This is a genomic window from Gaoshiqia sp. US2 (assembly GCF_059705485.1).
The window spans coordinates 1506615-1520147 of sequence record NZ_AP048550.1 but is presented as its reverse complement, the minus strand read 5'-3'; the positions used below and the strand labels follow the sequence as shown (position 1 = coordinate 1520147).

The 13533-nt window shown below is 42.6% G+C and carries 11 protein-coding genes; 3 read left to right on the top strand and 8 right to left on the bottom strand.

Annotation, left to right across the window (positions count from 1 at the left end):
* Positions 1-45: 45 nt before the first annotated feature.
* The 5 genes from AC6H3C_RS05930 to AC6H3C_RS05910 all read right to left on the bottom strand — a co-directional run bounded on the left by AC6H3C_RS05930 (position 46) and on the right by AC6H3C_RS05910 (position 6964).
* Positions 46-1134, bottom strand: coding sequence for a hypothetical protein (locus AC6H3C_RS05930; RefSeq protein ID WP_497519762.1), 1089 nt, complete (start codon positions 1132-1134; stop codon positions 46-48).
* Between the two features lie 553 nt (positions 1135-1687).
* Complete coding sequence (locus AC6H3C_RS05925; RefSeq protein WP_497519760.1) at positions 1688-2782, bottom strand: DUF4249 family protein; 1095 nt, start codon at positions 2780-2782, stop codon at positions 1688-1690.
* A gap of 10 nt (positions 2783-2792) precedes the next feature.
* Positions 2793-5177: a TonB-dependent receptor gene (locus AC6H3C_RS05920; RefSeq protein ID WP_497519759.1), complete on the bottom strand. Its 2385-nt coding sequence runs from the start codon at positions 5175-5177 to the stop codon at positions 2793-2795.
* Positions 5178-5181: 4 nt separating this feature from the next.
* The gene (locus AC6H3C_RS05915; protein WP_497519757.1) at positions 5182-5820 is read right to left on the bottom strand and encodes a hypothetical protein; all 639 of its coding nucleotides are present in this window, start codon (positions 5818-5820) and stop codon (positions 5182-5184) included.
* Between the two features lie 67 nt (positions 5821-5887).
* Entirely contained in the window at positions 5888-6964 is a 1077-nt protein-coding gene (locus AC6H3C_RS05910; protein ID WP_497519756.1) for a hypothetical protein, read from the bottom strand.
* Between the two features lie 651 nt (positions 6965-7615).
* Between AC6H3C_RS05910 and AC6H3C_RS05905 the strand changes: the two genes are divergently transcribed.
* Positions 7616-7957: a hypothetical protein gene (locus tag AC6H3C_RS05905; RefSeq protein WP_497519755.1), complete on the top strand. Its 342-nt coding sequence runs from the start codon at positions 7616-7618 to the stop codon at positions 7955-7957.
* A gap of 37 nt (positions 7958-7994) precedes the next feature.
* Positions 7995-9185 carry a DUF6600 domain-containing protein gene (locus AC6H3C_RS05900; RefSeq protein WP_497519754.1) on the top strand — a complete coding sequence of 397 codons (1191 nt, stop codon included), beginning with the start codon at positions 7995-7997 and terminating at the stop codon, positions 9183-9185.
* Positions 9186-9278: 93 nt separating this feature from the next.
* On the opposite strand, the gene AC6H3C_RS05895 is transcribed toward AC6H3C_RS05900, so the two are convergent.
* On the bottom strand, positions 9279-10931 hold the full coding sequence (locus tag AC6H3C_RS05895) for an AMP-binding protein (RefSeq protein WP_497519753.1): 1653 nt from the start codon (positions 10929-10931) through the stop codon (positions 9279-9281).
* A 26-nt stretch (positions 10932-10957) separates the two neighbouring features.
* The gene (locus tag AC6H3C_RS05890) at positions 10958-11533 is read right to left on the bottom strand and encodes a helix-turn-helix domain-containing protein (protein ID WP_497519752.1); all 576 of its coding nucleotides are present in this window, start codon (positions 11531-11533) and stop codon (positions 10958-10960) included.
* A 208-nt stretch (positions 11534-11741) separates the two neighbouring features.
* On the opposite strand from AC6H3C_RS05890, the gene AC6H3C_RS05885 reads away from it, so the two are divergent.
* Complete coding sequence (locus AC6H3C_RS05885; protein WP_497516599.1) at positions 11742-13316, top strand: IS1634 family transposase; 1575 nt, start codon at positions 11742-11744, stop codon at positions 13314-13316.
* 3 nt (positions 13317-13319) lie between these two features.
* Here AC6H3C_RS05885 and AC6H3C_RS05880 read toward each other — a convergent pair whose 3' ends face one another.
* The gene (locus AC6H3C_RS05880; RefSeq protein WP_497519751.1) at positions 13320-13493 is read right to left on the bottom strand and encodes a helix-turn-helix domain-containing protein; all 174 of its coding nucleotides are present in this window, start codon (positions 13491-13493) and stop codon (positions 13320-13322) included.
* Positions 13494-13533 lie beyond the last annotated feature (40 nt).

Sequence of the window (13533 nt, the reverse complement as noted above, 5' to 3'; positions counted from 1 at the left end):
TTAACCGGCCCCCCAACTGCTAATTGGGGAGGCCGAATTACTTGGTTAATTATAATGGAAATTTACAGATATCAAGGATGATCCGGGAAAAGTACTGTGCTCTTTATGGATAATCGGGAATGGGCCTTCGCTTGTTCCCCTGAAACCAACATAACATTTCAAACTAACTGTTTCGAGAGAAAGGTACGGAGGAGTCTGGTTTGTTGGATAAGTAATTTCAGTTATCGGGTCTGCATATAATGTAACATAGGCAGTTTGGAGCTCATTGCTTGTATCTCCCGGGCCGTAAGCTGTATTTAGTGTTCCATATTTAAAATACATATCAGAAAACGTATATACAGTCCGGTAATCATTCCACCCAAAGGTTCCCTTCTTTTGTCCCCGCTGGCGAAGAAAGTATGTATTTCGCCTTTGCCATACATTATCGTGATACCAGATTCGCCATTTTTCAACCATAAATTCATTGATTAATCTTTTGCTCCCAAACTCCCACCAACGATTTTCTACTGCCGGATAGCGAGGATGGCACTTCGCAAAATCATTGATCACATTTGTTTCTGTAGACTTTGTCTGCATTTGTATTTCCACCATGTCGTCACCGCAGAATTGCGCTATATTCTTTAATTTATTCAAGTCACCATCATACACCCCATTCCGTCCCGATTTGGTGTACTGAAACAGGCTTTTCCCGATTTTAATTACTCCTTCACTGTTTAAGAGAGGTGTCAGGGGTGTTGAAACAAACGGGTAATCAATCGAATTGTCTTCCGGGTCAGCATCATTGAACGTCAAACGGCCCTGGGACTTCTGCTTAAATGTAAGGAACTCCTCCATGGTAGCGAGTTGTTCATATTCGTCAAAAAGCTTTTCAAAGTCGGCTCTGGCCGATTGAAAACCCAATTGAGTATCCCAGGCATCTCTTTCTTCCCTGGTCATCGTTGCAAACACGTTCACCACACTATCCACTACGTCAAGGCTTTTAAAGGCCAGGTAGCCATTTTCCAGATAAACATCCGGTATCTCCTCAACCATGGCAACAGCTTGTGGCTGCTCAACGGCAAGCTCATCATTCTGACAAGCGCTAAAAACTGTTAACATTAAAGCCATCATGGCAAAAAACTTAAATTTTTTCATACTTTTGAAACGTTTTAGGGATGGGCAGCTCCAACCACCCACCCCGGATTAAAACAAAATGAGTGAACCCGGTTTCTTTTCAAAGGGCCGGGTTTTTCCCTTCAAAGAGGTATATAATAGTTCCCTTCAACCTGCCACCGGCAGGCGTTTACTTAAATTTCAGTTTGATTTCCTTCTTTCCCCGGTCGGGGTATTCCATTTTTAGACAAGCAAGCGAAACAAAAGTAAACATTAAAAAACATAATAATGTCATTGGTATGAGAAATATGGATAAACAGGGTAATTTAGAACAGGTCTAAACTATTGCAAAATTGATCGTAGATATGGCAATAAGTTTGTCAAACCACTTCACCCCCTTGTTTTTTTCAGGAGTTAAAGGGTCTTATTGCGCAACCTTTACTTCTCCCAAATCGGGAAAACCAAGTTCATCAAAAGCATCCGGTTACTGGCGCTCATAACCATGCAACCATAGCTGCCGTAACCTGGGACATCTCCGGATTAATTTCCTTCGTCAGGGATGACAAAAAGCGTGGACTGGTTGGATTTAAATTTATTAGTAAGTAATCAGATGGATCATTTGTCTATGATACCCGGCAAAGATTCCAATCCCGTTTTGAATGTTTGAATAAACTTCAATGACCGATGCAAAGGGGTTTTTCTGGTTCACCACTTGCTTAATGTATGTTTTCTGGTACTTGTAATAATCTTCACTCATGCCTGTTACTTCAAGCCAGTATTCTTCTTCATAGTCTGTCCGGTTATTTTTGTTCATCACCGGTATATAAGAAACAAATAGGCTTACCTCTTTCAATCCACGATATTCACCCAGAACATTCCAGATGTCTGTTGAAACATTGTTTAACCCAATGCAGTTCGAGAATAGATAGCCGGAGCGAAAGGAGTCGTCGTAGCGGGTTGTTATTTTTATTTCTTTTATTTTCGAAATAACTATATTAAAGCCATTGTATGGAAGTTCATATTTCCCGGCGATTTCACGGATCATCGTCTCATATTGATAACTGCTCATACTCTCTCCGATCAATTTTTCCAGTTCGCTTAGAAAATCCTCGGGAAATTTCTCTTCACGAAGTTCCGATATGGTTTCTTCAGTAACCAAATACCTTTTATATCCCAAATCCGTATTGAAGGTAAATAATCTAAAGCGAACGAAGTTGGCCTGGTCGTTAGCTGAAATCTTAAAATCTAAAGGTAAAACATGGTAATCACTGAGATTGGCGTTCGAGAAATAAATCGTATTCCGGGTGGATGGCTTTATTTCGGAAATAATTGGTATTATCGGGATTGAGCTTGTTGCCGTGATTGTATTCCCTTCGGAATCACGGACAACCAGTCTGTATTGAATTCCGCTTATTGGTTTCTCATTCGATACATAAATGCCGTCTTTTAAATATTCCAAATGAATGGTATCCTTATTTTCAGGAACAATCATTACGCAGGCATCCTCCACGAATGAGTCTGTTTGGTCGCGAAACGATTTGACCCTTGTTAAAAATACTTTCCATGTTTCATCTTCTGAAAAGAGGCAGTTTACCACCATTGTTTGATCTGGTTTTTCGAAGGTCAGCTCAATATCCTTTGTGCATGAAATCATGGAAAGAAAAACGATAATGATCGAGTACTTTTTCATCTTGTCTATCTTAAAAACTAATGCGATAACTAATTGACGGAATGATTGGAAATAACGAGAATTGTTTCAGCCCGGTTGAGCCGTCGGGCTTTGTTTTTGCAAAAACCAGGAAAGGGTTTTGCCTTGAATATACATTGTAAACACTTATCGATAGAGCTTTTTTCTTCCCATACGCTTCCCATTCTTTGGTAAACCCAATATCCAAGCGGTGGTAAGCTGGTAAACGCACGCCGTTAATCCTTTTGTAATATTGAATCCGACTATGATCAATAGCACGACCTGTGAAGAAATCGAAATCTTCGTAGGTTGAATTTTCGGGATAAGCCAGATAATCGACTCCCGTGTATGTTGCCGGAGCCCCCGATTGATAGGTCCAGGTGGAAGAACACGACCAGTCGTTTCTTAATTGTAAGATGATTCCCAGGTCGAGTTTATGCCGCCGGTCGTACTGATAAGGAAACCAGCGGCCTTTGTTTATGTCGTCAAACTTTCGTTCGTTCCAGGCAAGTGTATATCCAATCCAGCCTTCCAGCTTCGAATTGTTATACCTGGCTTCTGTTTCCATGCTCCAGGCGCGCCCGTTGCCAACCGCAATTTTGTGTTCCCAATTTTCGTCAACGTCCAGAATACCATCGCCTTCGGTAAACGAAATCACATGATTTAACCGTTTGTAATAGGCTTCAAGTGAAAGTTTTATTCCTGAAGGGATCATTTTTTTCATTCCAACGGAAAGGATGTCAGAAGTTTCAGGCTGTATCAGCTTGGTTGATGGAACCCAAATGTCGGTAGGTAACCCAACATTGCCGTTCGATAAAAGATGGATGGCTTGGGTCATTACCGCGCATGAAGCGTGGTAGCTCGTGTTTTTGTTTTGCCTGAATGTTGACATGAAACGAGGTTCAACAGCGAAATAGGTTTTTTGGTTGCTAATAGAATAAAACGCGTTACGCAAGCCAATAGTAAAACTTACCTCCTCCCCAAGGGTGAATTTTTTATCCAGATAAACCCCGTAATCCAGGCTCGATATTTCTTCGCTCGAATTTTCATCTGTTCCTTCATTTCTGCCAACCTGCTGTTTACCAGGCAAATAATTATTTACATTGGCAAACAGCCCGATTTGAAATGGAATGTTGGAATTGCCGTAAACATCCAGATCGGTTTTCAGGCCAACCGACCTGATTTGTGATTGATATTTGAGCCTGAAATTATTTTTTGAAACATCGCTGCCAACAATGGTTTCAGTACTTCCTTTAAATAAATTGCCGTAATTGAAAATACTCCCGCTCAACGTGGTATTCAAAAACAGTTTGGAATTCAATTGGGAGTTTAGTTTGAACGCGGTCATCACGTTTCCCCAATGCATGGATCCTGAGGTTTTTTGACTTTCTTCTTTCTGCGTCGTCTTCAGGTGATCGCTATATTCCATAGCCAGTTTATCGTTCCCCGAATAAAAGCTCCAATAAAGATGGCTTCTTTCATTTAGCTTGAAATTTATTTTCCCGTTAATGTCGTGAAATCCATAGGCTGGGATTACTTTCTCTTCAGCACCCTTTTGTCCGATTGCGGCAACTCCCCTGACGATTAAATCCAGCAAGGTTCTTCGTGCAGAGAAAAAATACGACGATTCACCTTTTTTTATGGGGCCTTCGGTCGTAAATTGGCTTGAGATTAGTCCGAAATTAATACTGGTTTCACGCTTGAATTTATTCCCATCTTTCATCCTTAAGTCGATTACTGATGAGAGCCTGCCACCATAGCGGGCAGGAAACCCACCTTTGTAAAAATCGATGCTGTTGATTGCTTCAGGTGTAAAAACCGATACGAAACCAAACAGATGCGATAGGTTGTACAAAGGAACATCATCGAGCAAAATCAGGTTCTGATCGGGGCTGCCCCCGCGCACAAAAATCCCGGCACTTCCTTCACTCCCCTGTTGAACCCCGGGAAGGATCATCAGGCTTTTCATCACGTCTTTTTCGCCCATTAGTGAGGGCAGCCTGGCGAGTTTATTTGCCGAGAGCTTGTGGTGACCAAGGTTGCTATTGTCGCTCATGTTGTTGCCCGGCTTTCCTTTAATGATTATTTCATCGATCTTGTTGTCCGATTCTAACGAAATGTTTATCATAGTATCGGCATATAAATCAATTTGTTTTGATTGAAGCTTATACCCGACAAACGAAAATTGGAGGGCGGTTTTTCCTTCAGGAAGGAGAATGCTAAAAAAACCAAAACGGTTGCTGATGGTACCAATCCCTGTATTCTGCTCGTAAACAGTGGCAGCATAAAGCCGCTCTCCGGTTTGGGTATCGGCAATATAGCCCGAAACAGTCCTCTTTTGCTGTGCGATTGTTGAAGTGCATAGAAGTAAGAGAAAAAAAACTAGATTAAACCGCATGCTATTATTTTTGCCAGATGGGGTATGAAAGGTTGATCTGAAGCATGTTGTTACGGTTTATCGATCCTTTGTAATGGCCATTGGGCTCCAGCGTTCTGTCTCCAAAACCCTGATCTTTAAAGCCTTTAATGTAATTGACCGACCATTTTAATTTATACTTCTGGCTCCCAAATCCAATAGTCCAGTTAAATTCAGGCTTTTCATTCACTGCTTCGTAATTCGTTAGCCAGGTTGATTCAATGCCTCCCCTGACAAAAAAGTCCTTACTCAAAAGCATCTGGAGATGAACGGGAACAACGACATAATGCAAAGGAAGTTTGTCCCAACCTTCAATATTAGCCGCCCCATATCCATAGGGATGATAACCATCGCCATTTTCGCTATAAACCACATAATGTTGCCGCATTTGTTTAAACCGGTACGCCAACCCAACATCCGCCGAAACCCGCCATAAAAGGTTTTTTGAGGCATAAACACCAATCCCGGCTCCGAATCCCGCTTTGGCTGCCCAGTCGCGACCAATTGTTTGGTGTGGCATAAACCATGCCCCCTCGGTACTTATCCCGAATTCGGTTTTTTGCTGTGAAAAGCTAAACGTTGTAATATAACTCAATAGCATGATAATAATCAGTAGTTTTTTCATGTTTTCTGTTTTAAAATCTGTTTTAAAAAAGGAAGATCAATAAAGCATTGATCTTCCTTTGAAGTAATTAATTGATGGTTAAATTTATAGGAGTAGAAATCGTATTGAGTTTGCCGTTGCAAGAGAAATTATTTATTATCGGAGCAGGACCAGGATAGGAAGAAGGTATAGGAGATAACGCGCCATTAAAAATCCACCCCTTCACGTCTAAGTAAACATTTGAAAGTTCTGAAGTATTTAGTTGTGTATAATAAGCAGCAGGGGTCATATTTGTAAAATTTGTACTATAATCACCTTGAATCGGATCATAATTACCACCCAAATTGTAACTTAAATGTTGATGGCTAAAAATGCCTTTGGAATCACGCCAACCAAATGTTCCCTTTTTCTCTTTATGAAAATACAGGTAGTATTTAACACCTGTTTGCACGGTTATTAATTGACCATTGGGAGCAAGTGCCGGCATCGTTATTTTGTCGTAACAAAATTTTAATGTCCACCTTACTCCTCCACCATCAGAATAAATCCTTTCGCTTGCCACAGTCCCATAATTAGTCGGTATTGTTGATTTTAACTTTGGGGAAGAATATACTTTTACAAGAGTGGTGTCACAACTTTTGGAATTATTAAGAAATTGGTTTAATGTTTTCACTTTACCATCAATTATGGAAATCTGGGCATCCTTTTGAAAGCAGTATAAAACATCACCTATTTTTATAATGCCATTTTTATTTAATATACAATCCCACGAATGATTGTAAAACGGGTAGCACATGGAGGAATCTTGCATGCTAAAGTAGCCTTCATCTTTTAATTTAGATATATAAGCCTCAGCTTTATTGATATCACCAATTTCGCCTAGCTTCTCGGACACCTCAGTTCGGTAGGTTTTTGCTGAATTAAAACCTAAACTGTTTTCCCATGCTTTTTGCTCCTGAAATGATCGGTTTATTAATGCAGCCCTAACACTATCAGCAACTGCATAACTTTTAAATACCAGAAACCCATTTTCATAATATACATCCGGCTTTTCAAGAACCGAATCCAATACATCCTGTTCTTCTACTCGCAGCTCATCTTTCTGACAAGCGCTAAAAACTGTTAATACTAATGCCATCATGACACAGAATTTAATTTTTTTCATACTTTTGAAACGTTTATGGTTTGGGAAGCTCCAACTTCCCAAACCTGGTTAAAACAAAATGAGTGAACCCGGTTTCTTTTCAAAGGGCCGGGTTTTTCCCTTTAAAGAGGCATATAGGTAGCTCGGTTCAACCTGCCACCGGCAGGCGTTTACTTAAATTTCAGTTTGATTTCCTTCTTTCCCCGGTCGGGGTATTCCATTTTTAGACAAGCAAGCGAAACAAAAGTAAACATTATCGTACAAAATAATGTCTTTAATATAAGAAATATTAACGGGGGGGGGTAATTTAGAACAGGTAAAAATTATTGGGGAAATGGTTTCCCCCGGCAAACAAATTGTCAAATCACCTTTTTGCCTTTTTTACTGGCTTAATCAATAATACAGCGATACATCTATCGTTCTGCCTGAAAACCGAACCTTCTTCAACCGGATTTTTGGTGAATGCCGTCCTCCTTCTGGCCAATAACTGCATTGTCCCACCGTCCGACAGGCTGCCAGACAATGTTTTCATGGAGAAATTAAACTGTTATTATCAGAGGAATAATGTGTGAAAGATGTAATTCTTAAATACAATTGTGTAAGACTTTTTGAAATTAAAGTGCTCAAATTTATACTCTTGTGATAATTCATTCACAACATAAAAGAAACACCATGAAAAATAATGAAATGTTCAGAAAAATTGTTCTTTTAACCAGCCTGGCAGGAATAGGTTTCTTCTTCAATGCCTGCACTGCCGGTTATGTTACGACCCGACCTAATCATGTGGAATTTTCCAGACCACAACGCCCGAGCGATCTGCACATTTGGGTTGACAGCGATTGGGTTTACAGGCGTCAAACGAATGCCTATGTGCAAAAAAACGGATACTGGAAACAACCAAGCCAACATAATACCTATGTGACCGGTCATTGGCAATCAACTTCACGAGGACATCGTTGGGTACCTGGCCATTGGCAGAAACAAGGCAAAAAGGGTAACAAAAAATCTCGTTAATACTCTATAATCAATTTAATTAATGAAAAGAAGACAGATGAAAACAAATATTAAACTTTTTGGACTGCTGTTTATTCTGGTTACGGCAACAGTAATTTGCCCCAAACAATCATTGGCACAGCAAGGTGCTGTGAGCTTGCAAGTATTCTATGACGAATTAAGCCCTTACGGTCAATGGGTTGAATATCCTAATTACGGGTATGTCTGGATTCCAGATGCAGAATCCGATTTTATGCCTTACTCCAGCCGAGGCCAGTGGATTTATACTGACTATGGCTGGACATGGGTCTCTCAATACGAATGGGGATGGGCTCCTTTCCATTATGGACGTTGGGACTACGATGGTTATTACGGTTGGCTTTGGATTCCAGATTATGAATGGGGACCTTCATGGGTCACCTGGCGAAGATCCAATGGTTATTATGGCTGGCAACCCATGCGACCGGGTATTAGCATCAGTTTTAGCTTTGGCAATGACTATTACAATAATTACCGCGATCACTGGATGTTTGTAAGGGACAGGGATTTTCAAAGGTCAAATATTAGCCGTTATCATATCAGCGGGACGAATCGGGACCGGATTATCCGGAATTCAACGGTGATCAACAACACCTATGTTGATAACAGCCGAAATACAACTTACATATCGGGACCAGGCAGGGACGATGTACAACGATCGACCGGTCGAAACGTCAGCAAGGTTGCTATTCAGGAAAACAACCGGCCAGGACAGGATTTGAGAAACGGACAATTACGAATATACCGGCCTCAGGTGAAAAACTCCAATGATCAGGGCAGGAAACCTACTCCGAGCAAGGTCACCAACATCGATGATATGAAACGGAGCCCCGAACAAAACAAAACCATTCAACAACGGAAGGTAAGCCCTGCAAATGACAGCCATAGAGACAATATGCCGAATAATGCCAAACAACAAAATAAAAAGGAAATTGAACCACCTGCACGACAGCGAATGAATGAAAACTCTCCGGATAACAAACGTGAGCAACAACAACAACAACAACAGGCGATTCCACGAAACAACGACGATAATAAAGCGAAACAGGTTGTTGTAGAGCCTAAGAACGATAGAATGAAAACTCTGCCCTCGAAGCCGAACGTCCAGCAAACGGAAAACGAAAAGCAGAAGCTACAACAAAAAACCGAAACACAGCAAAACACAAAAAGAAACAAAAAGCAATCAAAAAAGCCAAACGAAACAAGGTAGATGAATGTAATTCAAAATCAGGTATAACGATAGCCAATTACACCCGGGGGAAAGGCGCCCCGGAATACCTTGTAGGGTCCGGGGTGTCGCGTATCAGACCACCTCGATGCCTTTTTCCCCCAGCAATTGCAGGCCAATATCTTTCAGCTTGTATTTCTGGATTTTGCCGCTGGCCGTCATCGGGAAACCATCGACAAAAAAGACGTATTTCGGAATTTTATAGCGGGCAATCTGTCCGCGGCAGAACTCCTGAACTTCTTCTTCCGTGAGGCTTTGTCCCTTTTTCAATTTAATAAAGACGCCTACCTGTTCGCCGTATTTCGGGCTGGGGATGCCGGCCACTTCCACGGCTTCGATTTGCGGCAGTTGAAAAAGGTAGTTTTCAATCTCGCGCGGGTAAATGTTTTCGCCTCCGCGGATAATCATATCCTTGATCCGGCCGGTGATCCGGTAAAAGCCGTCTTCGTTGCGAACGCCCAGGTCGCCCGAATGCAGCCAACCATCAGCATCGATAGCCTTACGGGTAGCTTCTTCGTTTTTATAATAACCTTTCATCACGTTGTAACCGCGACAACATACTTCGCCCTGCACATTATCGGGGCATTCTTCGCCGGTTTCGGGATCAAAAATTTTCACTTCCACGTTGGGGTATTCAAAACCAACCGTTGTGGCGCGTACCTCGGGCGGGTTATGCGTACGGGTGGCTGTCATCCCCGGCGATGTTTCGGTTAACCCGTACACGCTGATGATGTCTTTGCTGTGCATTTTGGTCATCACCTGTTTCATCGTCTCGATGGGGCAGAGCGCTCCGGCCATGATCCCCGTGCGCAAGCTGGTCAGGTCGAACAGGTCGAACATCGGGTGGTTGAGCTCGGCAATAAACATGGTGGGAACACCATACAAGGCCGTACATTTTTCTTTTTCAACGGAAGCCAGCACCATCAAGGGGTCAAAATCTTCGGTAATAACCATGGTGGCCCCGTGTGTTACAATGGCGCAAAGCGCCAGCACGCAACCAAAACAATGAAAAAAAGGAACACAGACCAGCAGGCGATCGGCGGCCGTGTAACGCAGGCACTCGCCGGTAGCGTACCCGTTGTTCAGGATGTTGTGGTGCGAGAGCATCACCCCTTTCGGGAAGCCCGTTGTCCCCGATGTGTATTGCATATTCACGACATCGTGGGTATTTACTTTGTTTTTGGCTTCTTCCAGTTCCAGGTCGTCGAGGTGTGAGCCCAACAAGATCAGTTCCGACGTGTTGTACATCCCCCGGTGCTTTTCAGGGCCAATGAAGACAACATTCTTCAATTCGGGAAATTTAGCCGATTGCAGGTTTCCGCGCGGATGTATTTTCAGCTCGGGAACCAGTTCAAAAATCATGTTCACGTAATCGCTGTCGCGGAAGCTGTCAATCAGGCACAAGGTATGGATATCGGCGTTATGAAGCAGGTATTCCAGCTCTGCCAGTTTGTAATTGGTATTTATGGTCACCAAAACGGCCCCGATTTTGGCCGAGGCGAACATAAAGGTTAACCAGTCGGGAACATTGTTTGCCCAGATACCAACTTTGCTTCCTTCACCCACACCAATATACATCAGGCCTTTGGCCAGTTTGTCTACCCGTTCGTTAAACTGGCTGTAGGTAAAACGCAGGTTCCGGTCGGGATAAACCATAAATTCCTGGTCGGGCGTTTCAAAAGCATATTTTTCAAGGATGCTTCCAAATGTAAAATCAATTAGTTGCATGATTTTTTGTTTGTATTCATTGACAATCAGAACGGAGCATAAATAACAGCCAGAATTTTTGCCGTCTGCTTATTGGCTGCATGCACATTATGCGAAACGATTGAATCCATGTAAATGCTGTCGCCTGGATTCAGCAGGTAAACATCCTTTCCGTAGTTGATTTCAACCTGTCCGTCAAGCACATAGATAAACTCCTCGCCTTCGTGCGACGAGAGCATGTAATCGGACTGTTCCGAGGGTTCAATATCAACAATAAAGGGTTCCATGTTACGGCCGGCCTTGTCGAAAGCCAGCGAAAAGAAGTTGAGGTGCTGCCGCGCCCCGTTGCCTTGCGTAGTAAACCGGATGCCTTGTTCCTGCCCGCCGGCCCGGACTACCGCCGGCCCAAAATGATCGGCATCATCCAGAAAGGTCCCCAACCGAACGCCAAGAGACCTGGCAATTTTAATTAACGGCGCCAGTGAAGGCACTACTTTTTCATCTTCTATCTTTTTAATCAACGAAACTTCCAGGTTGGCCCGTTCGGCCAATTCTTCCAGACTTACTTGCCGCGATGTTCTGATTTGTTTAATTTTCGATCCAAGGTTTTTCTCTTCAGCCATGTTGGTTTTTTCTTAAGATGAGCCACAAATTTAAATTTATTTTGAAACAGCACAAATTCAGGAGCAGGGCTTTTGAGTGGTAACTGCCAGAAAAGAATGGTTTTCCTGTTTTCGTCACTTTTTTTCCGATAATTTATATCTAATTGAAGCAGAATAAAATAGGCTTGTTTTATTTTGATTTTGGGTGTCTCATGGCTATTTTTGTTGCATGTTTGTTCGTCGCAAAGCAAATAAAACGGGATCGGTCAGTGTCCAGGTTGTTGACAAGAGCCATGGGCGTTACCGGGTAATCAAAAGTTTGGGTGCAGGGAGGACCGAGGCGGAAGTTGTCCGTTTAGAAGAGAAAGCTCGCCAACATGTACGCGAACTTACCGGAACAAACAGGTCTCTTTTTGAGGATGAAGATGAAATCAAGCTGGAGGACTTCCTATCAACCATTTCCAACTCACAGATACAAGTCATAGGCCCTGAAATCATATTTGGGACACTTTATGACCGGATCGGCTATGGCCGTATCCACAATGAGTTGTTCCGGCACCTGGTTATAACCCGGCTGTTTAATCCGGGCAGCAAGCTGAAAACGATCGATTACCTTTTCCGTTATCAAGGCGTTGTCTATAACATCAGTAAGATTTACCGGTTTCTGGACAACCTGTGCTTCCGCAGGGAGGCAGTGGAAAGCCAACCAGATGGGATCCCCGACATAAAAAAGCAGGTGGAAGATATCTCCTATTCCCATACGCTTCGTGTGCTGGGAGGGAAGATCGATGTGGTTTTCTACGACATGACCACGCTCTATTTTGAATCAAGCGACGAAGACGATCTTCGGAAAACCGGTTTCTCAAAGGACGGCAAACATCAATGCCCCCAGATTTTTCTTGGCTTGTTGGTTGGCCAGGGCGGGAACCCCATCGGTTATGAACTGTTTGAAGGGAATATTTTCGAGGGAAATACTTTTATCCCGGTACTGCAACGCATGGAAGAGCGGTATAACCTTGGAAAACCCGTTGTCATTGCCGATTCTGGCCTTTTGTCTAAGAAAAACATCTTGGCATTGGAAGAGAACGGGTATGAATATATCCTTGGGGCACGCCCCAAAAACGAAAACGACTTGATCAAGCAAAAGATTCTTGCCTTTGATTTAAAAGACGGTGATGTGCGGACGATAAAGAAAACAGGGGCCACCCGGTTGGTTTTGTCCCGGACAAACAAGCGGATGTCCAAAGATGCCCATAACCGCAAACGTGGATTGGACAGGCTGACCAAGCGCCTGAACAGCGGAAAACTGACCAAATCAAACATCAACAACAAGGGATACAACAAGTATTTAAAGATGGAAGGGATAGTTACCATCTCTATTGATTTGGAAAAGTTCAATGCCGATGCCGCCTGGGATGGCATAAAAGGATACTTGACCAACACTGCCCTTCAGGCAAAACAGGTGATCGCAAATTACAGGAACTTATGGTTTATTGAACGTGCTTTTCGTATGAACAAAACCGATCTTAGGGTACGTCCAATATACCATCGGCTATATAACAGGATCGAAGCCCACATTTGCATCTGTTTCACTGCATATACGGTAATGCTCGAATTGGAAAGATTGCTCAAGGCCAAAAAATCGGTCATTAGTTTGAAAAGGGCACAAGAAATAACGCACAATATGTACCAAATCCTTTATCAATTACCCTACTCGAAAGATACCAAAGCTCGAATGTTAAGAATGGATAGCGAGCAACAGGAACTATATGATATTATAATCCAATCCAAAACTGTAAATTGAAATTTAGGTGTCCCATTGACGAAAACAGGGCGCCAGTGAAGGCACTACTTTTTCATCTTCTATCTTTTTAATCAACGAAACTTCCAGGTTGGCCCGTTCGGCCAATTCTTCCAGACTTACTTGCCGCGATGTTCTGATTTGTTTAATTTTCGATCCAAGGTTTTTCTCTTCAGCCATGTTGGTTTTTTCTTAAGATGAGCCACAAATTTAAATTTAT

What these genes read in the sequence shown, in the direction of transcription:
- AC6H3C_RS05930 (WP_497519762.1), bottom strand. Translation starts at nt 1,134, where the DNA reads ATGAAAAAATTTAAGTTTTTTGCCATGATGGCTTTAATGTTAACAGTT.
- AC6H3C_RS05925 (WP_497519760.1), bottom strand. Translation starts at nt 2,782, where the DNA reads ATGAAAAAGTACTCGATCATTATCGTTTTTCTTTCCATGATTTCATGC.
- AC6H3C_RS05920 (WP_497519759.1), bottom strand. Translation starts at nt 5,177, where the DNA reads ATGCGGTTTAATCTAGTTTTTTTTCTCTTACTTCTATGCACTTCAACA.
- AC6H3C_RS05915 (WP_497519757.1), bottom strand. Translation starts at nt 5,820, where the DNA reads ATGAAAAAACTACTGATTATTATCATGCTATTGAGTTATATTACAACG.
- AC6H3C_RS05910 (WP_497519756.1), bottom strand. Translation starts at nt 6,964, where the DNA reads ATGAAAAAAATTAAATTCTGTGTCATGATGGCATTAGTATTAACAGTT.
- AC6H3C_RS05905 (WP_497519755.1), top strand. Translation starts at nt 7,616, where the DNA reads ATGAAAAATAATGAAATGTTCAGAAAAATTGTTCTTTTAACCAGCCTG.
- AC6H3C_RS05900 (WP_497519754.1), top strand. Translation starts at nt 7,995, where the DNA reads ATGAAAACAAATATTAAACTTTTTGGACTGCTGTTTATTCTGGTTACG.
- AC6H3C_RS05895 (WP_497519753.1), bottom strand. Translation starts at nt 10,931, where the DNA reads ATGCAACTAATTGATTTTACATTTGGAAGCATCCTTGAAAAATATGCT.
- AC6H3C_RS05890 (WP_497519752.1), bottom strand. Translation starts at nt 11,533, where the DNA reads ATGGCTGAAGAGAAAAACCTTGGATCGAAAATTAAACAAATCAGAACA.
- AC6H3C_RS05885 (WP_497516599.1), top strand. Translation starts at nt 11,742, where the DNA reads ATGTTTGTTCGTCGCAAAGCAAATAAAACGGGATCGGTCAGTGTCCAG.
- AC6H3C_RS05880 (WP_497519751.1), bottom strand. Translation starts at nt 13,493, where the DNA reads ATGGCTGAAGAGAAAAACCTTGGATCGAAAATTAAACAAATCAGAACA.